Origin of the sequence: Ponticaulis sp. (genome assembly GCF_029210165.1) — a bacterium.
GTDB lineage: Bacteria > Pseudomonadota > Alphaproteobacteria > Caulobacterales > Hyphomonadaceae > Ponticaulis.
Genome location: NZ_JARGNT010000001.1, coordinates 1,090,258 through 1,110,120, shown reverse-complemented (window position 1 = coordinate 1,110,120; position 19,863 = coordinate 1,090,258). Strand labels below are relative to the sequence as shown.

Sequence of the window (19,863 nt, the reverse complement as noted above, 5' to 3'; positions counted from 1 at the left end):
ATTACGAACCGAGCTTGTTTTTGCTCTTCAGATAAAAATAGAGCTGGCGATCATGCCGGCTCGTTGCCGAGAGCCGACCTTCACGCACCCAGGGTTTCCATTGCGCAGGTCGCGCTCCCACCACCTCGTCACCCATAACCGTGACGCGCTGGATAATCCGCTCACCTTCGAAGTCATTCAGCACGAAATGCTGGGTGCAGCGATTGTCCCAGATGCCAATCGTTCCGGGCGTCCACTTATACCTCACTGTAAATCTCGGATGCTTCACCCAGTTGGTGAGATGACGTAGCAGAGCATCGCTTTCTTCGGCATTCAGTTCGACGATCCGCCGAGTAAAATGCTCGTTCACATAGAGCGCTTTTTGGCCCGTGTCTGGATGTACGCGCACAACCGGGTGAACAGCCATCTGCTCCGGACGATTGTGCGGCAGAGCGTCGTGCAATGCTGTCAGTCCTTCCAGCATATCCTTCATCGGCTCCGACAAACCGTCATAGGCCTCATAAAGACTGGTCCACATGGTATCGCCGCCAACATCCGGGCAGGTCACCATATGCAGGATCGACATAATCGAGGGCTGTTCCTGAAAGGTGAGATCAGTATGCCACTCATCCGCAACACCGCCACGGCTCGCTTTAAGTTGGAAGATTTCCGGCGGAAGACGGCTATCAGCCTCCAGATTAGGGTGCCCCTCCAGTTTGCCAAAATGGCGCCCGAATGCGACGTGCGCGTCTGGTGAAGGCGACTGGTCAGGCAGAAATATAACCTGATGCTCGTTCAGTAAGGCGCGAATTCCTTCAATAAGTTCTGCCGTGGGCGCGGTTATATCAACACCCGTCACCTCCGCGCCCAATGCGCCCGAAAGCCGGCGCACCGTCCAGTTTGATGAAATGCTCACCTCATCTCCTCCCAGATTTTTATCTTTTGGGAAGAGCGTATCAGCGTTTCGGGAATACGCCAGTCTCGGTCAGCGTGTGGCGGGCGCGCGCCACATTGGCTCCATCACCGGTGAATTGTCGCCAATACAGAAAGGCGACGCCATGGTTTGAAATCCATGCGCCTGGTAAAATCCGGAATTCACAGGATTGGAATTTTCCAGATACACCGGGAGGCCATCGCGATCCGCCGCATCGAGAACCGGACGCAGCAGCGCTTTGCCCAATCCCTTACCCCGTGCAGACTCTCGCGTGCCAATCGCGAATAAATAAAGGTGGGGCACTTCAGGATGATGCGCCTCCATGACCGCGCCGGCTCCCATAGCCCGCTTCATCGCGCCCTTCGTTCCCCAACGCACCTGCCCTGCGATTAACCTCCACAATCCAAACGCCGTCAGATCTGATGTCACGCCTGCGGGCAGCCACATTGCGGCGGCTTCGTCTGCGATCAGATGGCACAATCCGTGTCGTGTATAAACGTCATCAGCCATGATCCGGAAAAGTGATGTGATGGCGCGTGGATTGCCGAATAACCAGCGATTGATTGGATCATCGCGGAAGGCCTCACCCAGAATATCGCCCAGCTCTTTCCAGTCGTTACGCCGCGCCACGCGCGCTCCGTCTCGTAAGTGGATTTGCATTCGTCCCCCCAGATTTATCCGGGCAAATGAGCATGGCCGAACTTGTTTTACAATGTGAGCGCCCAAGCATCGGCCTGCTTGCCGCCACGTCACCCTTTTCCCAGTCTTGCCGCACCTGCGTGAGTTCCTATACCTAGCGTGCAAAACAGTCTGGGAGAGACATGATGAGCGCTACAAAAGAATTTGACGTCGTGGTTTACGGCGCCACCGGCTTCACCGGAAAGCTGGTCGCCGAATATATGGCAAAGCAATACCCTGAAGGCTCCGGCGTTATCTGGGCAATGGCGGGTCGTTCCGAAGACAAGCTGAAAGCCGTTCGCGACGAGATGGGCATTCCGGCTGACATCACACTGATCGTGGCAGATGCCTCATCAGAAGAAAGCCTGACCAGCATGGTCGCTCGCACCGAATGCGTGCTGACAACTGTGGGCCCGTACACGCATTTCGGTGAAGCCCTCGTCGCAGCCTGCGCTAAAGCTGGCACCGACTATGTCGACCTTTCCGGCGAAGTGCTCTGGATGAAAGACATGATCGAACGCCATTCGGCAGCGGCAAAAGCCTCAGGCGCACGCATCGTCCATTCCTGCGGCTTTGACTCCATCCCGTTCGATCTTGGTGTGCAATTCCTGCAGGAAGAAGCCCAGTCCCGTTTCGGCAAACCATGCCAGCGTGTGCGGGGCCGTATGCGCGCTATGCAGGGCACATTCTCTGGTGGCACAGCCGCATCAGGCGCAGCGACAATGGCGGCGGTTCAGGCCAATCCGGCATTGCTGAATGACCTGATTAACCCGTTCTCTCTTTCTGAGGGTTTTGCCGGCCCGGCACAGCCTCCGGGCAATAAAGTTCTCGAAGAAGATGGTATCTGGGTTGCCCCGTTCGTCATGGCGACAATCAACACCAAGAATGTCCACCGCTCCAACAAGCTGCTTGGCCACGCTTATGGCGAAGACTTCGTCTATGACGAGATGATGATGACTGGTCCGGGCGAAAAAGGTAAAGCCATGGCCGACGCGGTTGCCGGTATGGAAATCGGTGGCAAGGACGCGCCTAAACCCGGCGAAGGCCCGTCTAAAGAAGAACGTGAGAACGGCTTTTACGACTTCCTCGCCATTGGCACGACAATAGATGATCAGGAACTGCGGATTGCCGTGAAGGGTGATAAAGATCCGGGCTATGGATCAACCTCAAAAATGCTCAGCGAGTCTGCTGTCTGCATCGTCAAGGATTGTCCTGATCTTGAAGGCGGCATCTACACGCCAGCAGCCGCCATGGGCGCAAAGCTGCGTAAACGCCTCATCGAGAATGCAGGCCTGACCTTCGAAGTCGAAAGCTAGTATTCAACTGCTTCCCATCAGAACCAGCTGTCTTTGCGGGCAGCTGGTTTTTCATTGGCAATATCAAGCCCGGCCGAGAATAACGGCACTTTCAGACTCTTCTAACAGCTTGTCACCGCCCGGGCTGGTTATTGCCATTCTGACGCCCTCAAAGCCTTCAATCTCCAACCGGCAGACATTTCGCATCAAGCCCCATTCGCCCCGATACATCCGGATACGATCATAGGGCAGGAAAATTGGCGAATGTAGCAGAGAGGCAGGCCAGAAGGTCGACAAATGCACACCGTCTTCGCCGCGGGTCACGGTTATGAAGGCCTTGTGGCTGAAATAGCGTGCATTACCCAGATAGAAGTAAACGCTGTCGAGATGCGTTCGTGGTCCGGATATACGCAATGGGCCCGGATAGGCATAGGCGATGTCACGCCACATTTCCGAATGACGGCTGTAGATTAGCGCCAGCACCCCGGCCGCAAAGCACAAGCCGAGAAGCATACTGAATGATTGCCAGATCATCTCCCACATCGGCCCAGTTTATCAGTTCAGCCTTAACCGAAGTGTTCTGGAACAGATAAAATTGAAAGGGCCACTCCTTTCGGAGCGGCCCTCTCTGATCCGGCATAAATGGGGGGGGCTTAGCCGGATCGTCGACACTTACCAGCTAGCAGAGAAGCCTACACGGCCACCGGTTTCACCACGATCCATGCCCGCAGCCACACCAGCGTTAAACTGCCAGTGCTCGTTCATACGGTATGCACCTGCCGCAGAGAGCGCTGTCTCGTCGCCATAGAAGCCGAAACCGCCGGACAGACCAAATGTACGACCTGCCGGAATGTAAGGCATGTCGAGTGCCATAGCCGCTGCGATACCAGCTTGGTTGTCCTGAATGAGCTCGCTATTGCGGGCAATCAGGTCAGAGTTGATCGAGATCATGTTAGTGTTCATCGCAATCGCGCCGGCATTCGCAGACAGGGAGCTGGAGAACGTATAGTCAGCCGCGAGGTTACCATTCTGGTCAGTGGTCACGAGACCGATAGGACCAGATTGCGCAGATGTGCTTGCGGTAGAGCTGAGGCCCGCCATCTGATAGGTGGAGTCCGCGCCACCCACGACGACCGAGTTATCCTGTGTCGCAACAGCGCCGTTACCAATGGCGACAGAGTTCACGCCGGTTGCAGATGCCTGATTACCCATCGCAATCGAGCCTGCACCGCTCGCCACAGCCGCTTCACCTACGGCTACAGCACGCACACCGGATGCATTCGCGAGGTGACCCAGAGCCGTAGCACGTTCAGCACCCGCGCTGGACTGCCAACCATAAGCCGTTGCACCCGGACCGGAAGCGAAGGACTCACCGCCGACCGCTGTTGTGGAATTGCCGGTCGCTACAGACGTGTCGCCAACTGCGAGGGCATCAATGCCGTTCGCAATGCTTTCATTACCAATAGCAGTCGAGAAATCCGTCTGCGCATCAGCGTTCTCACCGATTGCAGTGGAGCGGATACCTTGCGCCGTTGCAAGGTGACCGAGCGCCGTTGCCCGTTCCGCCGTCGCTGCTGAACGCCAGCCAAATGCTGTCGCACCCGGCCCCATAGCCAGAGCCTGTCCGCCAACAACCGTTGTTGAAGGCCCTGACGCTACAGTCTGAATTCCGGTTGCGCCGTCACGATTACCGCCGATCGCGATGGAGTCGCCACCGCTGGCTTCAGCTGTATTACCAATCGCAATCGAGTTTGAACCGCTGGCGACTGAGTCTTCACCACCTGCAAAGCTTTGATCGCCCGATGCTGTGCTCTGGTGACCGACTGCCGTGCCCATTGCACCGGTCGCTGCAGCCTGCCAACCGATTGCGGTTGCACCCGGTGTTGTCGCGATGGATTCGCCGCCAATAGCTGTGGTTGAGTTACCGTTGGCGAAAGCCGTATCGCCAATTGCAAGCGCATCAATGCCGTTTGCAATGCTCTCATTACCGATCGCTGTAGAAAAATCGGTTTGCGCATCCGCATTTTCGCCGATGGCTGTAGAACGGATGCCTTGCGCCGTTGCGAGGTGACCGAGCGCCGTTGCCCGTTCCGCGCTTGCAGATGCACGCCAGCCAAGCGCTGTTGCGCCAGGGCCAGTCGCTGTCGACTCGCCGCCAATCACTGTCGTTGACGGCCCGGTCGCGGTTGAATCCGTACCAACAACTGTCGCGTCCGCACCTATTGCAGTCGCATCGTCGCCGATCGCCACAGCGCCGTCGCCATCTGCAGATGCACCATCGCCAATCGCTACAGCCGCATCAGCCGACGCATTGGCACCGACGCCATCTACAACCTGAGCATAAGCGCCCGGTGCCGCCGCCAATAAAAAGAATGCGCCAGCCAGGGCCGTTTTTCCGCTCAACACGGTTTTGAGAGTATGCGTCATAGGTGTCCTCCTTGGTGAAATCACGCGAAGCTGAAGCGCTTCTAAAGAGAGTTACGAAGGAAGCCGGCGATTCTGTGCAAAAAATGATATCGGTATTATTTTAAACAAATTCAGAGTGTTATAGCGCTAACCTGAAAAACCCTATTCTTTTAGTGAGTCTTTCTTGGACAGTGTCCGGGAACAATCTAGTTGGAGTCGCGTACTACTTATCTCAGAAGGGTGGGCACATCATGGACAATTCGAATTTAGCCGCCCTGTTAAGCAGCTGCGCCGATGGCGACCGAACAGCATTTTCGCGTCTTTATCGTGAGACATATGCGAGGCTTTTCTCACTCACACGCAGAATTATCCGGGACGAAGACGTCGCCAGAGACGTTCTCCAGAATGCCTACGTGACGATTTGGAAGAAGGCCCAGCAATTCGATACGCTGAAAGGTCGCCCTATGACCTGGATGCTGGTGATCGTTCGCAACGCGTCCATCGACGAATGGCGGCGCCTTCGCAGGCACTATGCAGAAGAAGTTATCGAAGACACGTTGAGCGATAGCAATCCGCTTCCTGATGAGCGCGCAGAGCGCTCCATCATGCGAGGGCTTCTCGAGGCCGAACTCAGTCGTCTGCCGGAGCAAATGTCTAACGTGATCCGGCGCTATTTTCTCAATAACCAGACCGTCGCGGAAATTTCCGAAGAGCTGTCGATTTCTATGAATACAATCCGCTCATGGTTGCGTCGTGGACTGGAGCGCCTGCGCCACGCTTTGCCATTTGATACGGCCCAAGTCGCCGCGTTTATCAACTGATCTACCCGTCCGGCGCGTCCGCTGCGTCAATTGACCTGAAAATATCATCCAGCAGGTTTTCATCAGGAGCCTGACTGGCTTCTTCCTCCGACAACGGATCCAGCCAGGATTTCACGGCTGCAACTTTCCCGGCAAAGTTCTGATCGCTCACAGACAACTGATCGAACTCCGCGCGCTCTTCAGGCGTGCAGTCATCCTGCAACACGCGGATTATCAGTTCATCGAAGCTTTTGCGGGTCACACCATCATCCTGGTTCGTCCATTCAAGACACATCTCGTCAGGACTGATACGGTGTATACCTGAGCACCCGTCCGCACGATAACAACCCAAAACAACGAAAATCATAAAATATTTGTCGAAAGACAGGCAATTGGGCACTTATTCCGGATAGGGCTTTCATGAATATTGTCATGGCGCTATGAGGTGGCCAAAGCGCGAGAAAGCCGTCCAGACGGCACGCGTATCAATATCCGGGAATGATACAATGAAAAATGGCGGGCGGATCGAAGCCGCAATTCAGGTTCTTGATGACGTTATGAACCGGCACCAGCCGGTTAAGTCTGCCATGCGCGACTGGGGCAAGCGTGCGCGTTACGCAGGCGCGAAAGACCGCGCCTGGGTCTCAGGCCTCGTGCTTGATGCACTACGCCACCGCAACTCACTTGCCTATGCCATGCAATCTGAAGCCCCGCGCGTGCTGGTGCTCGGCGCGCTACGCCATGTCTGGGATTGGGACATGAAGGATATTGAGAGCGCTTTGAAAGACGAACACGCCCCTTCGCCTCTTACCGGCGAAGAGCGTGAAGGAATTCTACTTGCGCCAGACCCGTCTGCGCCGCTGCATGTGCGCGGTGATTTTCCTGAATGGCTCACGCCTCATCTGACGCGCGTTTTTGGCGAAGACACCGTGATTGAAACGCAGGAAATGTCTGTCCGCGCACCGGTCGACCTTCGCATCAACACGCTTAAGGCTGATCCGGAAAAAGCAGGCAAAGCGGTCAAAACTGCGGGCGGCAAGCCATCAGACCTTCTGGTGAACGGCTATCACATTCCAGCACCTGACCCATCCCAACGTGAGACCAGCCTTCAATCTATTCCTGCTTATTCAAAGGGCTGGGTGGAAGTTCAGGATGCGGGCTCTCAGATCGCCGCAGCAGCAGGTAATGCCAAACCGGGTGACAATGTTCTCGACTTTTGTGCGGGTGGCGGCGGCAAAACACTTGCTCTGGCGGCGATGATGGAGGGTAAGGGTCAGGTCTTTGCCTATGATATTGACGGGCGGCGTCTCTCAGCGCTTATCCCGCGCCTCAAACGCTCCGGCGCGCACAATGTACAGCTTTGCCATCCAAAAGAGCCTGAAGCTCTGGAAGCGCTCACCGGCAAAATGGATCTCGTGTTTGTGGATGCCCCATGCACAGGCACCGGCACATGGCGCCGCAAACCGGACACGAAATGGCGTCTGAAAGAATCTGCGCTCGCAAAGCGTAATGAAGAGCAGGCCATGATCCTTGATAAGGCGTCTGAGTTTGTGAAACCGGGCGGGCGTCTGCTCTATGCGACCTGCTCATTCCTTGCGGAAGAAGACGAAGATCAGGTCACAGCCTTCCTCGAACGCAATGACGCATTCCGTCAGCTTGATGCTGTGCAAAACGTGATCGAGTCCGGTCAGCTCACAGATGCTGGCATTGATATCGTGCGTCGCAACCAGATTCCAGGCGGTGCGGTACGCCTTACCCCGCGCAAAGCAGGCACGGATGGCTTCTTCTTTGCGGTTCTTGAAAAGAAAGCCTGAGCGGAAACCCGCTCAGACGATCAGCGACAGAGACGAAGACTGCACGGTCGCATTCGCAAAGTTTGACTGATAATTGCTGACCAGATTGACTAGCTTGCGGCCATGTTTGTCCGCGAGCTTCATCGAATGGGATTTCAGCGCATCACGGTCATGTGCCTGTTGAGCTGAATCTTTAGTGGTTTCATATGCGCCGAAGAGCTTTTCAGTGAATGATTTGAAGTCGGCGGCAAAAGCGCGGTCTTTCTGCAGAGTCTCCGCGTCGAACTTCTGATTACCTTTGCCTTCGGCAACACCTGCCACGCCCGCAGGATCTACATCGCCAAGCAGCGCGCTGATCTTCTTTTCGATATTCTTCAATTGGAGCGTTGTCCGGAACACCGTGCGCCCGATATCAACGATCTCGTCAATGTCGTCTTTCAAATTGGCGCCAAATGACTTTTCTGCCGAGTCAAAGCGGGACTGAAGGTCTGGCAGTCGCCCCATCAGCGCCTCTTTGCGTGCTCGCAGCTTTTCCAATTGTTTGAAATTGTCAGGACCCAACGTCTCTTCCAGGCTCGGCAGTTGAGCGGCGCGAGCCGAACCACTCGTCGTGGAAGCGCTCGACTTCTGTACATTACTGGTCGTCGATGTGCGGTCGACAAATTTCAGGTTTGCTGAATAGCTGGTCTGGACTGCGATAGACATGGTTTCCCCATTTATTTTGAGGATCATTATATCGTAGAAGTATTCGCCATTGTTTTCCACAAAACGTTGTATTTTTACAAATTTTTAGTAAATTTTCTTATTAACAGTGAGTTAATTTGAACAATCAAATTTAATGTATCTGTCCGGGTCTTTTAGTTCAACGGAAGACGAAATAGGCTGGCGCAATGTCAACTCACACCTTGCCAGACGACCGCACCTATTTTCCCTCTAGAGCCAAATGGGCTGGCGTCTTCATTATCGCCGCTTTGCTGCTGATCGCGGTGCTGGCTTTGCCCACGCCCGTAGTTCTGAAACTCCTGATAGGCGCTGTGTTCGGTCTGGCCGTGCTGGGAAGTGCACTACAGATCTTTCTGCAGATGAGCTGGCTGAAACTGACGCCGGACCGACTGGAATATAGCCATCTTGGTCATAAACAATCGTTTTCCTGGCTGGATGTGTCAGAGTTCCAAACTGAAGCCATGACGGTCAGCTTCATCACTGTTGGTGACCGTATCCTCTTTTCATTTCATCCGCCGGGCGATCCGTCTGCAGGCCGGACGCAAACCTATCTTCCCGAAATGTATGGCCAGAAGCCTGCAGAGCTGGAACACACGCTCAACGCATTCCGCGCGCAGGCGCTCGAGACACCAAAAGCGACAAGATAGCTAAAACACGCCTCAACCCAGCTCAGTTTTCAGAAAATCGATCATGACGCGGGTTTTCAAAGGTAAGAATGACCTGCTGGGGTAAATCAGCCACGCGGCCGTTTCGAAATTGGTCGCGGTCACCTGATGCTGAGGGAATAGGTCGACCAGTTCACCCGCACCGACCTCCTCATCGGTCATCCAATCAGCCAATAGCGCAGGGCCCATCCCCTGAAGGGCCGCAGACTTTAGCGCAAGAGCACTTGAGAAACTGAAATGCCCGTCAATGGGCACTTCTTCCAGCCAACCTTCGCTGGTCTGGAACTTCCAGGTGTTCCGAAACGCTGCGAGCGTGAACAGAAGACAATCATGACCAGCAAGATCCGCCGGCAGAGACGGTTTACCGGCCCGCTGCAGATAATCGGGGCTCGCGCACACACGATATCGCGTCGTCATCAAACGCGTTGCAATGAGATCACCTTCCAGATGTGCACTGAGCCGCACTGCCAGATCCATGCGCTCTGCAATCAGATCAACATTGGCATCGGTCATATGCAACTCGACCTGCAATTCGGGATAACGCGCTTTAAAGGCCCCGAGCAGACGCACAATCTTTGTCTGACCGAACGCCACCGACGAGGTTAAGCGCAGCCGCCCCCTTGGCTGTCCGTCTTGTAGTTGTACGGCATCTTCTGCCCGGGCGAGCTCTTCGAGCAAGGGCTCGACGCGCCGCCAATAGGCCTCACCCTCCTCCGTCAAAGACAGGCTGCGCGTTGTGCGCTGAAACAGGCGCACGCCCAGCCTCTCTTCCAGTGAGGCTATCTGCCGGGACACAGAGGACGGATCGACACCCTCTCCGCGCGCGACCGCGGCAAAGCTGCCTAGCTTCACCGTCTCGACAAATAACTGAAGCTGTTTCACATCCATTCATGCAATAAACGCACGATACTGATGTATTTCAACTAATTTATTGCGCCATTTGCCATGAGTATTGCTGTCCCTCCAGCAAATCAGGAAGGACAAGTCACATGGCTCACTTACTTCGCATTGATGCCAGCGCTCGCATTGAAGAGTCCCACTCGCGCGCTCTGGGCGACTATTTCGAAACGGCCTGGGAAGCAGCTAACCCGATCACGCGGCGCTTTCTATCCAAAACGCCAAAGAACGAGATTGTCCGCCGCGATCTTGCGGCACGCCCGATTAGCCACATCGCAAACTCGACGATTGCAGGCTTCTACACGCCGCCGGACGGCTTTACCCCTGACCTCTACGCCGCGACTGCGATGTCAGATGAACTCATTGCCGAACTGCAAGCTGCAGACACGCTTGTCATCACGACACCGCTCTACAATTTCTCGGTCCCCTCCAGCCTGAAAGCCTGGATCGACCAGATTATGCGCATCGGCCACACCTTCTCGTTTGATGGCGAGAATTTTGGCGGCCTGCTGCAGGTGAAAGACGTCGTCATCATCTGCGCTTATGGCGCGAACGGCTATCTCGACGCAAACGCGATGAAATCCGCGAACTTCCTGCAGCCATATCTGGAATTTCTGTTCGGCTTCATGGGCGCTGAATCCATCCGTTTCATCTCCGCCGAAGGCATGACCGGCGATGCAGCCCATGTGGATGCAACGCTGACACAAGCCCGCGCAGACATTGACAAACTCTTTGCCGCTTAAGGATTTCAAATGACAAAAATTGCTTTTCTTGGCCTCGGCGCCATGGGCCAGCGTATGGCCGCTCGTCTGCTCTCTGCAGGACACGATCTGACCGTCTGGAACCGTAGCTCGGACGTTGCCGCCGCACTTACCCCGCATGGTGCGACGTTCGCCATAAACCCTGCCGATGCCGTGAAAGACGCCGAAATCGTCTTCTCTATGGTGCGTGACGACGCGGCATCATCTGATGTCTGGCTGTCACCCGAAACCGGCGCCCTGAACGCTCTGCCTGAACATGCGATCGCAGTAGAATGCTCAACCGTATCTCACGGGCATATCAAAAAACTCAGCGACGCATTTGACGCCGCGGGCCACAAGCTGGTCGACGCACCATTGGCAGGGTCGCGTCCCCAGGCAGAACAAGGCCAGCTTATCTTCCTCGTGGGCGGAGAGACGGCCAATGTCGAGGCTCTGGGCCCGCTCTTCTCCATTATGGGAAGCGCAGTTCATCACGTCGGCGGGACCGGAGCTGGCTCTATTGTCAAACTGATGGTGAACGGCCTGTTTGGTGTACAGCTGGCGGTCGCAGCCGAGCTGCTCGGCTTTGCCAAAGCCTCAGGCATTGACGTCGCTGGCGCGAGTGAAGCCATTGGCGCGACACCCGTTTGTAGTCCCGCCGTCAAACTCGCCATGGGCGCAATGCAGGCAGGCGGCTTCGCGCCCATGTTCCCGATTGATCTGGTCGAAAAAGATTTTGGTCTTCTCGCGCAGGATGGTGAAACGCTGGGCGCGTCACTTCCACTCTCAGCAGCGACCCGGAGCGTTTACGCAAAGGCTAAGGAACAGGGTTTTGCCGGCGACAATATCACCGGCGTCGCGCAGCTCTATCTTTAAGCGGGCAGACTCAACAAAATCGAGGGCCGGAGGCGACTTCCGGCCCTTCGCCAATTGAACTTGGGGTCGATTCCTGTCTATGAGCATCTCAGGAAAAGTGGGAACCGGTTTTCCGCTGAGAATGCGACCATAGAAAGTGCGCGCCATGACGGCACATGAACATCTTCTCATTATCGATTTTGGCTCTCAGGTCACTCAGCTGATCGCGCGACGCGTACGCGAAAGCGGCGTCTATTGTGAGATCCATCCCTTTAACAAAGTGGATGCAGCTTTCCTTGAAAGCTATGCACCGAAGGCGATCATCCTCTCGGGCGGTCCATCAAGCGTATACTGGGAAGATGCCCCACTGCCAGACCCGAAAGTCTTCGAACTTGGCATCCCTGTCTTCGGCATCTGTTATGGCCAGCAAGCCATGGTTCACATGCTGGGTGGGAAGATTGAAGGTGGCACGAGCCGCGAATTTGGCCGCGCCTTTATCGAGAAAGTTTCTGACGACCCGCTGTTTGAGAGCATGTTCGCAAATGGCGACAAGGAAGAAGTCTGGATGAGCCATGGCGACCACGTCGCTGAAATGGCGCCGGGCTTTGGCGTTGTCGCGCGGTCGCCGGGTGCGCCGTTCGCAGTCATCTCTGATCCTGAACGCGGCTATTATGGCTCACAATTCCATCCGGAAGTCGTCCACACCGTTCATGGCCGCCAGCTTCTGAAGAACTTCACCCACAATGTGGCAGGCTTCAAAGGCGACTGGTCTATGGCAGCCTACCGCGCCGAAGCGATTGAAAAAATCCGCGCGCAGGTTGGCGACAAGAAGGTGATTTGCGGCCTCTCCGGCGGCGTGGATTCTTCGGTTGCAGCTGTTCTGATCCACGAAGCGATTGGCGACCAGCTCACCTGTGTTTACGTCGATCACGGCCTGATGCGCCTTGGCGAGTCTGAGCAGGTGGTGAACCTGTTCCGCGACCATTACAACATCCCGCTCGTGGATGTAGACGCGTCCGATCTCTTCCTTGGCAAGCTGGAAGGCGTCTCTGATCCGGAGAAGAAGCGTAAGATTATTGGCGGTCTCTTCATCGACGTGTTCGAAGAAGAAGCGAAGAAAGTCGGCGGCGCCGACTTCCTCGCACAGGGCACGCTCTATCCGGACGTTATCGAGAGCGTTTCCGCGCTGGGTGGCCCATCCGTCACTATCAAGTCCCACCACAATGTCGGCGGTCTGCCAGAGCGCATGAATATGCAACTGGTCGAGCCTCTGCGTGAACTGTTCAAAGACGAAGTGCGCGCCCTTGGCCGCGAACTTGGTCTGCCGGAAGCCTTTATCGGTCGCCATCCCTTCCCGGGCCCTGGCCTTGCGATTCGTATTCCGGGCGAGATCACCCGCGAAAAAGCCGACACGCTGCGGAAAGCCGACGCAATCTACATTGAAGAGATAAAAAACGCCGGTCTTTATGATGAAATCTGGCAGGCTTTCTCTGTGCTCCTACCGGTGAACACTGTCGGTGTGATGGGTGATTTGCGTACTTATGAAGCAGTTCTCGCCCTTCGCGCCGTCACATCAACAGATGGCATGACAGCTGATTATTATCCGTACCCGCATGATTTCCTTGGCAAGGTGGCAACGCGCATCATCAACGAGGTCAAAGGCGTGAACCGCGTGGTATACGACATTACGTCGAAACCACCCGGCACGATTGAGTGGGAATAGCAGTTCAGAACCGCCTCGCAAGTCGCTGAGACTGCGAGGCCATGTTACAAAACTGCAGTTTTTTTGTCGTCGAACTGAAACCAATCCGACGCAAAACCATCACGTAGCTCTGGTACCCGCCCCCTAACTTTTGAGAGGGGTGAATTCCATGAAGTTCAAACTTGGGAAGCTGGCTGCTGTAAGCGTTGTCAGCCTTGGTTTTGCGCAATTTGCAGCCGCAGATATTCTGCAAGGCACAGTAACAGACGGCTCTGGCGAAGGTGCGCTTGAAGGCGCGCTGGTCACAATCGAAGAGCTGGACCGGACCACAAGCACAGGCCGCTTCGGCGACTTCCGTTTCTCCGGCATTCCGGCTGGCGAATATGACGTAACCGTTTCCTATATCGGCGCCGATCCTGTCACTCAGTCTATCGCAGTTTCTGGCGAATCCACTCTGGATTTCCGCCTTGGCGCGGATATCCGCTATCTTGATAACGTGCTTGTCGTCGGCTCAGCGGCAGCACAAGCGGGCGCGATCAACCAACAGCGCGCGTCCAACGCGATCATCAGCGTCATCGATTCTGACGGCCTCGGCAACTTCCCTGACACGACAGTCGCGGACTCTCTGGCACGCGTGCCGGGTCTTTCGATTGAAACCGACCAGGGCGAAGGCCGCTATGTTTCAATCCGCGGCATCAACACAGACCTGATCTCTGCCTCAATTAACGGCGTGCGTACACCTTCGCCAGAGGACCGCCGCGGCGTACTTCTGGATGGCGTTCCATCCGACCTTCTTGATGGCATTGAAGTTCAGAAATCCCTGACACCGAACGTGGATGCAGACAGCCTTGGCGGCGTGATCAATCTGCAGACCATTTCCGCCTTCGACCGTGACGGCCGCTTTATCCGCGCGAAGATTGAAGGCGCCTATAACGAGATTACCGAAGAAATTTCGCCAAAAGCGACGCTGACCTATTCAGATGTATTTGGCGACCGACTGGGCGTTGCGCTGTCTGTAAACTATCAGGATCTGCGCATCGAAACGCACAACAACGAAGCCGACGAGTGGGACTTCATCAACGGCTTCGCTTACATGAATGATGGCTATGAGCATCGCTGGTACGGCCTCAACCGTGAGCGCCTCGGCCTTGTTGCCAACTTTGACTGGCGTCTGTCTGACAATACAGACCTCTATCTGCGTACGCTCTTCAACAATTATGAAGACGACGAAGTCCGCAACGTTCTGCAATTCCGTGATCTCGACGATATCATCGATGAAGATGCCAATGGTGATGATATCATCGCTGCAGGCTCATCGCTGACCGATACGTCTGCGACATTCCCGCTGAACGAAACACAAGCCGAAGTCCGCGTTCGCCGCGAAGTGCGTACAATTCAGACGATTGCGGTTGGCGGTGAGACGACATGGGATGGTTGGGAAACCGACTATGAAGTGTCCTACGCCTACGCTGAGGAAGATGACAGCGACAACCATGACGCGGCTTTCCGCTTTGAAGACATTCAGGATAATTTCCCGGGCAATGTGACCATCGATTACTCGACACCGGAAATCATCCGCTTCAGCGAAGGCGCGGTATTGGACGCGGTTTATGATCCGTCGAACTACTTCCTTGATGCATTCGAGCGGGAATTCACCGTTAACGAAGACACTGAATACGCAGCGCAGTTCAACATCTCTCGTGACAGTGTATTCGGTGAAATGCCTGTGACATGGCAAGCTGGCCTGAAAATTCGCGATCGTGAAAAAATCCGCGATGTGAATGTTCTGGTCTATGAAAACGACAGTATTAATCTCGCAGGCTTTGCCAATGACAGCCTCATTTCAGGCTGGCGCCTTGGCAACACACAGCCGACCTGGCCGGACCCAAGCCTTACCCGCTCTCTACGTGGGTCTTTCGGCGCAGGTGACCTCGACGAAGAGGGCAGCTTCTTTGACTCAAATGGCGAAGACTATAAAATCGACGAGCAAATCCTTGCCGGATACGGCATGGGGACATTTGACATCGGCGCGCTTACGCTCGTTGCAGGTGTTCGTGTTGAACAATCAAATGTTGATCTGGAAGGCCGGGTTGTCCTCGAGGACGAACTCACGGCGACAACAACACGCTACAGCAATGACTACACAAACGTCCTGCCAAGCGTGAATGCCCGTTATGACTTCAATGATCGCCTGATTGGCCGCGCGGCATATTATGCTGCGGTTGTCCGCCCTGCCTTTGGTGAAATGGCACCATTCTTCTTCATCAACGATGACCGCGATGAAGCTGAAATCGGCAACCCGAACCTTGATCCGCTGGAAGCTGACAACTTCGATCTGAGCATCGAGTTCTATCCAACGACGCTGTCCGTTCTGTCAGCAGGCATCTTCTATAAGGATATCTCCAACGCGATCTTCCCGGCGACGTTCGACACAGCAGATGTTCCATCGAATGTGGACCTCTCGGGCATTCCAACAGAGCTCCTGAACGGTATCGATACAGATGGCGGCGAGATCGAAGAGATTTCGACCTTCATCAATGTCGAATCCAGCGAAATCTACGGCATCGAATTCAACTATGTTCAGAACCTCGGCGATTTGAATTCTGCTCTGGATGGCTTCCTTCTTTCAGGCAATCTGACCCTGACAGAAAGCCAGGCAACACTTCCGGATGGCCGAGAAGTGCCATTCCTGAAGCAGTCCGATACCATCTGGAACGTGGCCATCGGCTATGACAATGGCCCTTGGGATCTTCGCGTCTCTGCAAACTATCGCGGCGACTATCTGGATGAGCTGGAAGACGAAAACCTCGACCGGATGACAAATGATCGTCTGCTCATTGAAGCGTCGGCCAAGTATCGGGTGAACGACAACCTCCAGATTTATCTCGAAGGTAAGAACCTCACAGACGAGCCTGAGCACTATTACTTCGGTGATGAGAGCCGTCTGTCGCAGTATGACGAGTTCGGAACAACCGTCGTTTTCGGCGCGCGCCTGACTTACTAATCGAACGCTATTTCTGAATAATGGGCCGGTACGACATATCGTATCCGGCCCGTTCCTCTTCACGACAGGACAAATTCCATGAAGTTCTCGACGCTCGCGCTCTCTACAACGTCAGCGCTTCTGCTCGCAGCCTGTGCAACGGACGACGTATGGGTTGATGACGGTATTCCCGCAACGCCCGTAGCTGCCAGCTTTGAAACAGCCCCGATGGTCGGCTTTGGCGATCGCGCCGATGACCCAGCGCTTTGGGTAACCCCGATCAACGTCAGCAACAGCCTGATCCTAGGCACCAATAAGGATGAAGGCCTTCACGTTTACGACCTTTCTGGCGCGGAAACCCAGTTTCTTGATGTCGGCGCGGTCAACAATGTGGATGTTCGCGCAAATATCGCCGTCGCATCGAATGATGAGACTCGTTCGATCAGCTGGTTCAGCATTGATGCTGGAACAGCCAACGTAACCCATCTGGGCGACACTCCGACCCAGAAAGACGAGCCATATGGCATTTGTGCCGGTCTTGTCGGCTCAACCTATTACGCCATGCCCACCTATAAGGATGGCAAAGCTCAAATCTGGGCTCAGGATATGAGCAGCCTGCCGACACTTGCACCGGAACTCATCGCTGAAATTCAGGTCGGCCAGTTCGGTCAACTCCAGTTGGAAGGCTGCGTGTTTGATGAAACCAACGGTCAGATTTTCGTCGGTGAGGAAGAACACGGCGTCTGGAAGCTCGACCTCAATGATCTTTCCATTGCACCAATCACCATCGACACAATTGCCGCTGCGAACGGTCTCGTCGCTGACGTCGAAGGCATGGACATCTGGGAAGGCGGGAACGGTGAGGGCTATCTGGTCGTGTCCGCGCAGGCTGCAAACCGGTTCGTTGTGTACGACCTTCAAGCGCCTCACGCGCAACGCGGCATTTTCACTGTCACCGCGAATGCTGATGGTAGTGTCGACGCTGTCACCCATACCGATGGTCTTGATGTGAATTCAACGCCTTTGCCTGGATACCCACGCGGCGTGCTGATCGTACAGGACGACGCTAACCCGGCATCAGAAGTCGACCAGAACTTCAAAGTCGTCGACTGGACGGTGATCGAAGCAGCGCTTGGTCTGTCACTGAACTAAAGATCACTCACAACGTCAGAGCCGCCACTTTGCGCGAACGTATGCGTGGCGGCTCTTACTGAGATATTGGTAGGCCATCAGGCAACTCGTTCGGCCTATTTCGCTCATTGAGGCTTGAACTGAACTCTCATTAAGGCGATGGAGCGTTCAGAAGGAGCCTTCATCATGACTCGCATCGTAATCTCCAGCGACCACGCTGATATCGAGCTGCGCAAAACCATCGCCGCTCACGTCGCGTCTAAAGGGTTTGAAGTCGAAGATATCGGCCCGATGACGTCTGAAAGCACGCATTACCCGAAGCATGGCGCAGAAGCTGCAAGCAAAGTCGCTTCTGGTGAGGCTGATCTTGGCATTCTCGTTTGCGGGACAGGCCAGGGTATTATGATGGCTGCCAACAAGGTGAAAGGCATTCGCTGCGGCGTCTGCTCGGACACATTCTCAGCGCGCATGATCCGCCAGCACAACAACGCCAACATGCTCTCCATGGGCGCACGCGTGATTGGTGAAGGCCTCGCGCTGGACATTGTGGACGCCTTCCTTGAAGCTGAATTTGAAGGCGGCCGCCACGGTACACGCGTCGACATGATCACAGAGATTGAAGCGGGCGCGTAGGAGCACGCCACCGCGCTCAAGAACACGAGGAAGATGAAATGATTTCCACTGAGAAAAATTTCATCTTCATTCACGTGCCCAAAACTGGCGGGAACAGCCTACAGGACGCACTAAGGCCTTTTGCAGACGACGATTTTGTTATCGCGCACGCTTCCCAGGATGGGGTGGAGCGATTTGGCCTTAAAAACCCCACCTATGCGGAGCTGAAAAAGCATTCAACGCTGGCCGATTATGCCTCGGCACTCGGGCCAGAGCTGAGCAAATTTCAACTGTTCGCAACCACCAGAAACCCGTTCGATAAACTGGTGAGCTATTATTTCTCTCCTCATCGGGGCGAGGTAAAGTGGGATGCAGACCAATTCGCTGCAGTGATCAAGACGGTTTCTCCACTCGAACACTATACAGAACTGGCAGCAGGCGCGCAGCCAGTTCAGCGCATGCAATTTTTAAGGTTCGAAGCGCTCGAAGAAGACTTCCAGAACATGTGTGCAGAGCTTGGCATCAGCGCGTCAGTTCTACATCACCGGAACAAGTCGAACTCCCGTCCGAAGCGGGACTACACGGCTTACTTTTCTCCAGACCTGATTGATTGGGTCCAGAAGACTCATGCGTACGAAATAAAGATCGGCGGTTACGACTTCTGATCCGGCGAGCCCAAAATGCTTTGTGATCCGTGCATTAAAAAAGGGGAAGCGCAAAGCTTCCCCTTTTGCTTTGTCGCTGGCGTCGCCGATTAGCCGAGAAGGCCTTTCAGGTAAGCGCTGATCTCTTCGTCCTGAGAGTTTGCGAAGAAATACTCGGAGAATTTCTCGCCAGAGATCGCAGACTTCAGAAGCTCCTGATCAACGTCTTTCAGAACAGACAGCATGTCCTTGCAGCTTGCGCCTTTCAGGTCGGCCAGAACGTTGCGGTTCTTCGCCATAATTGCTGCGCGCTCTTTCGGGTAACCCTCGCCCGGCTTGCCTTCGAACAGCTTGCGATAGCAGTCTTCAAGGTTCAGCTCAGCCGCCCAGCCAAAGCCTTTGGCGTAAGGCATAGACATCGCATTACCTGCGTTGATCTGTGAGAACAGGAACGCGTCTGTCGGGTCGATGACCAGACCACAGAACACGCCCGGCATAGAGTTCGCCGCGAGCATGGAGCCCATGCCTGTACCACAACCGGTAACGACGAAATCAGCCGCTTTAGAGTTCAGAAGAATACCTGTGAGCAGGCCGATCATCGGATATGTGATCTGCGCTGCGTCTTCGGCTGTGTACATGCCGTAATTGAAGACTTCATGGCCCATAGGCTCGACAACATTTGTCAGCGCTGTGTGGATGATCTCGTTTTTAGCCGCCTGGCTGTTCTCATTGATCAGAGCGATTTTCATCTGTCTTCCCTTAGTTTCATTGGCGGAGCACATCGGTCAGGTCAGATGCTCCGGATTATCTGTTTCATCGGCGCGGCGTAGATTGGTTCGGCCAAACTATTATGACACCGGTGTCAATTCGCGCCGACAACAACATTTCTGACGCCGGATTTCAAGTGAAGTTTGAGAAATTTCCGTAGATCAGGTGATCAATTTCCACGTGATGAATTGGCAATATGCCATAAATTCACTGGCTCGAACTGGCTAAATGCAGAAATAAAACTCTATAAAACGCACA

Annotated in this window: 19 protein-coding genes; 11 read left to right on the top strand and 8 right to left on the bottom strand. The window is 54.8% G+C overall.

The window, feature by feature from the left end; all coding sequences use genetic code 11:
* Position 1: 1 nt before the first annotated feature.
* A complete protein-coding gene (locus P1U45_RS05510) occupies positions 2 to 895 on the bottom strand; it encodes a TauD/TfdA family dioxygenase (protein WP_301058003.1) in 894 nt (297 codons plus the stop codon).
* A gap of 69 nt (positions 896 to 964) precedes the next feature.
* Positions 965 to 1,573, bottom strand: a complete 609-nt coding sequence (locus tag P1U45_RS05505; protein ID WP_301058001.1) for a GNAT family N-acetyltransferase — start codon at positions 1,571 to 1,573, stop codon at positions 965 to 967.
* A gap of 164 nt (positions 1,574 to 1,737) precedes the next feature.
* Here P1U45_RS05505 and P1U45_RS05500 point away from each other — a divergent pair, with 164 nt between their 5' ends.
* Entirely contained in the window at positions 1,738 to 2,907 is a 1,170-nt protein-coding gene (locus P1U45_RS05500) for a saccharopine dehydrogenase NADP-binding domain-containing protein (RefSeq protein WP_301058000.1), read from the top strand.
* A 63-nt stretch (positions 2,908 to 2,970) separates the two neighbouring features.
* Here P1U45_RS05500 and P1U45_RS05495 read toward each other — a convergent pair whose 3' ends face one another.
* Together P1U45_RS05495 and P1U45_RS05490 are read right to left on the bottom strand one after the other, a co-directional pair.
* A complete protein-coding gene (locus P1U45_RS05495; RefSeq protein ID WP_301057998.1) occupies positions 2,971 to 3,420 on the bottom strand; it encodes a hypothetical protein in 450 nt (149 codons plus the stop codon).
* A gap of 138 nt (positions 3,421 to 3,558) precedes the next feature.
* Complete coding sequence (locus tag P1U45_RS05490; RefSeq protein WP_301057996.1) at positions 3,559 to 5,313, bottom strand: YadA-like family protein; 1,755 nt, start codon at positions 5,311 to 5,313, stop codon at positions 3,559 to 3,561.
* A 230-nt stretch (positions 5,314 to 5,543) separates the two neighbouring features.
* Between P1U45_RS05490 and P1U45_RS05485 the strand changes: the two genes are divergently transcribed.
* Entirely contained in the window at positions 5,544 to 6,113 is a 570-nt protein-coding gene (locus P1U45_RS05485; protein ID WP_301057994.1) for a sigma-70 family RNA polymerase sigma factor, read from the top strand.
* Position 6,114: 1 nt separating this feature from the next.
* Here the strand turns inward: P1U45_RS05485 and P1U45_RS05480 are convergent, their stop codons facing one another.
* Entirely contained in the window at positions 6,115 to 6,354 is a 240-nt protein-coding gene (locus tag P1U45_RS05480) for a hypothetical protein (RefSeq protein WP_301057992.1), read from the bottom strand.
* 244 nt (positions 6,355 to 6,598) lie between these two features.
* Here P1U45_RS05480 and P1U45_RS05475 point away from each other — a divergent pair, with 244 nt between their 5' ends.
* Positions 6,599 to 7,906 carry an RsmB/NOP family class I SAM-dependent RNA methyltransferase gene (locus P1U45_RS05475; RefSeq protein ID WP_301057990.1) on the top strand — a complete coding sequence of 436 codons (1,308 nt, stop codon included), beginning with the start codon at positions 6,599 to 6,601 and terminating at the stop codon, positions 7,904 to 7,906.
* Positions 7,907 to 7,918: 12 nt separating this feature from the next.
* Here P1U45_RS05475 and P1U45_RS05470 read toward each other — a convergent pair whose 3' ends face one another.
* Positions 7,919 to 8,590: a hypothetical protein gene (locus P1U45_RS05470; protein WP_301057988.1), complete on the bottom strand. Its 672-nt coding sequence runs from the start codon at positions 8,588 to 8,590 to the stop codon at positions 7,919 to 7,921.
* A gap of 185 nt (positions 8,591 to 8,775) precedes the next feature.
* Here P1U45_RS05470 and P1U45_RS05465 point away from each other — a divergent pair, with 185 nt between their 5' ends.
* Complete coding sequence (locus tag P1U45_RS05465) at positions 8,776 to 9,255, top strand: hypothetical protein (protein ID WP_301057986.1); 480 nt, start codon at positions 8,776 to 8,778, stop codon at positions 9,253 to 9,255.
* 12 nt (positions 9,256 to 9,267) lie between these two features.
* Here the strand turns inward: P1U45_RS05465 and P1U45_RS05460 are convergent, their stop codons facing one another.
* Positions 9,268 to 10,161: a LysR family transcriptional regulator gene (locus P1U45_RS05460; RefSeq protein WP_301057984.1), complete on the bottom strand. Its 894-nt coding sequence runs from the start codon at positions 10,159 to 10,161 to the stop codon at positions 9,268 to 9,270.
* A 101-nt stretch (positions 10,162 to 10,262) separates the two neighbouring features.
* Between P1U45_RS05460 and P1U45_RS05455 the strand changes: the two genes are divergently transcribed.
* The 7 genes from P1U45_RS05455 to P1U45_RS05425 all read left to right on the top strand — a co-directional run bounded on the left by P1U45_RS05455 (position 10,263) and on the right by P1U45_RS05425 (position 18,858).
* A complete protein-coding gene (locus P1U45_RS05455; RefSeq protein WP_301057982.1) occupies positions 10,263 to 10,913 on the top strand; it encodes an NAD(P)H-dependent oxidoreductase in 651 nt (216 codons plus the stop codon).
* A 9-nt stretch (positions 10,914 to 10,922) separates the two neighbouring features.
* Entirely contained in the window at positions 10,923 to 11,786 is an 864-nt protein-coding gene (locus P1U45_RS05450; protein WP_301057980.1) for an NAD(P)-dependent oxidoreductase, read from the top strand.
* A 145-nt stretch (positions 11,787 to 11,931) separates the two neighbouring features.
* Positions 11,932 to 13,488 carry a glutamine-hydrolyzing GMP synthase gene (gene guaA, locus P1U45_RS05445; protein ID WP_301057978.1) on the top strand — a complete coding sequence of 519 codons (1,557 nt, stop codon included), beginning with the start codon at positions 11,932 to 11,934 and terminating at the stop codon, positions 13,486 to 13,488.
* A 148-nt stretch (positions 13,489 to 13,636) separates the two neighbouring features.
* Positions 13,637 to 16,471 (top strand): TonB-dependent receptor, encoded by a 2,835-nt coding sequence (locus P1U45_RS05440; RefSeq protein WP_301057977.1) that lies wholly within the window; start codon positions 13,637 to 13,639, stop codon positions 16,469 to 16,471.
* Positions 16,472 to 16,549: 78 nt separating this feature from the next.
* Complete coding sequence (locus P1U45_RS05435) at positions 16,550 to 17,602, top strand: phytase (RefSeq protein ID WP_301057975.1); 1,053 nt, start codon at positions 16,550 to 16,552, stop codon at positions 17,600 to 17,602.
* 165 nt (positions 17,603 to 17,767) lie between these two features.
* Positions 17,768 to 18,214, top strand: a complete 447-nt coding sequence (gene rpiB / locus P1U45_RS05430; protein ID WP_301057973.1) for a ribose 5-phosphate isomerase B — start codon at positions 17,768 to 17,770, stop codon at positions 18,212 to 18,214.
* A 38-nt stretch (positions 18,215 to 18,252) separates the two neighbouring features.
* On the top strand, positions 18,253 to 18,858 hold the full coding sequence (locus tag P1U45_RS05425) for a sulfotransferase family 2 domain-containing protein (RefSeq protein WP_301057971.1): 606 nt from the start codon (positions 18,253 to 18,255) through the stop codon (positions 18,856 to 18,858).
* 89 nt (positions 18,859 to 18,947) lie between these two features.
* Here the strand turns inward: P1U45_RS05425 and P1U45_RS05420 are convergent, their stop codons facing one another.
* On the bottom strand, positions 18,948 to 19,586 hold the full coding sequence (locus P1U45_RS05420; protein WP_293616665.1) for an RpiB/LacA/LacB family sugar-phosphate isomerase: 639 nt from the start codon (positions 19,584 to 19,586) through the stop codon (positions 18,948 to 18,950).
* Positions 19,587 to 19,863: the final 277 nt, after the last annotated feature.

Excerpts from the sequence above, each read along its gene's own strand:
- P1U45_RS05435 (WP_301057975.1), top strand. The coding sequence starts at position 16,550 with ATGAAGTTCTCGACGCTCGCGCTCTCTACAACGTCAGCGCTTCTGCTC.
- P1U45_RS05485 (WP_301057994.1), top strand. The coding sequence starts at position 5,544 with ATGGACAATTCGAATTTAGCCGCCCTGTTAAGCAGCTGCGCCGATGGC.
- guaA (WP_301057978.1), top strand. The coding sequence starts at position 11,932 with ATGACGGCACATGAACATCTTCTCATTATCGATTTTGGCTCTCAGGTC.
- rpiB (WP_301057973.1), top strand. The coding sequence starts at position 17,768 with ATGACTCGCATCGTAATCTCCAGCGACCACGCTGATATCGAGCTGCGC.
- P1U45_RS05455 (WP_301057982.1), top strand. The coding sequence starts at position 10,263 with ATGGCTCACTTACTTCGCATTGATGCCAGCGCTCGCATTGAAGAGTCC.
- P1U45_RS05470 (WP_301057988.1), bottom strand. The coding sequence starts at position 8,590 with ATGTCTATCGCAGTCCAGACCAGCTATTCAGCAAACCTGAAATTTGTC.
- P1U45_RS05505 (WP_301058001.1), bottom strand. The coding sequence starts at position 1,573 with ATGCAAATCCACTTACGAGACGGAGCGCGCGTGGCGCGGCGTAACGAC.
- P1U45_RS05460 (WP_301057984.1), bottom strand. The coding sequence starts at position 10,161 with ATGGATGTGAAACAGCTTCAGTTATTTGTCGAGACGGTGAAGCTAGGC.
- P1U45_RS05495 (WP_301057998.1), bottom strand. The coding sequence starts at position 3,420 with ATGATCTGGCAATCATTCAGTATGCTTCTCGGCTTGTGCTTTGCGGCC.
- P1U45_RS05500 (WP_301058000.1), top strand. The coding sequence starts at position 1,738 with ATGAGCGCTACAAAAGAATTTGACGTCGTGGTTTACGGCGCCACCGGC.
- P1U45_RS05440 (WP_301057977.1), top strand. The coding sequence starts at position 13,637 with ATGAAGTTCAAACTTGGGAAGCTGGCTGCTGTAAGCGTTGTCAGCCTT.
- P1U45_RS05425 (WP_301057971.1), top strand. The coding sequence starts at position 18,253 with ATGATTTCCACTGAGAAAAATTTCATCTTCATTCACGTGCCCAAAACT.
- P1U45_RS05450 (WP_301057980.1), top strand. The coding sequence starts at position 10,923 with ATGACAAAAATTGCTTTTCTTGGCCTCGGCGCCATGGGCCAGCGTATG.
- P1U45_RS05420 (WP_293616665.1), bottom strand. The coding sequence starts at position 19,586 with ATGAAAATCGCTCTGATCAATGAGAACAGCCAGGCGGCTAAAAACGAG.
- P1U45_RS05490 (WP_301057996.1), bottom strand. The coding sequence starts at position 5,313 with ATGACGCATACTCTCAAAACCGTGTTGAGCGGAAAAACGGCCCTGGCT.
- P1U45_RS05475 (WP_301057990.1), top strand. The coding sequence starts at position 6,599 with ATGAAAAATGGCGGGCGGATCGAAGCCGCAATTCAGGTTCTTGATGAC.
- P1U45_RS05465 (WP_301057986.1), top strand. The coding sequence starts at position 8,776 with ATGTCAACTCACACCTTGCCAGACGACCGCACCTATTTTCCCTCTAGA.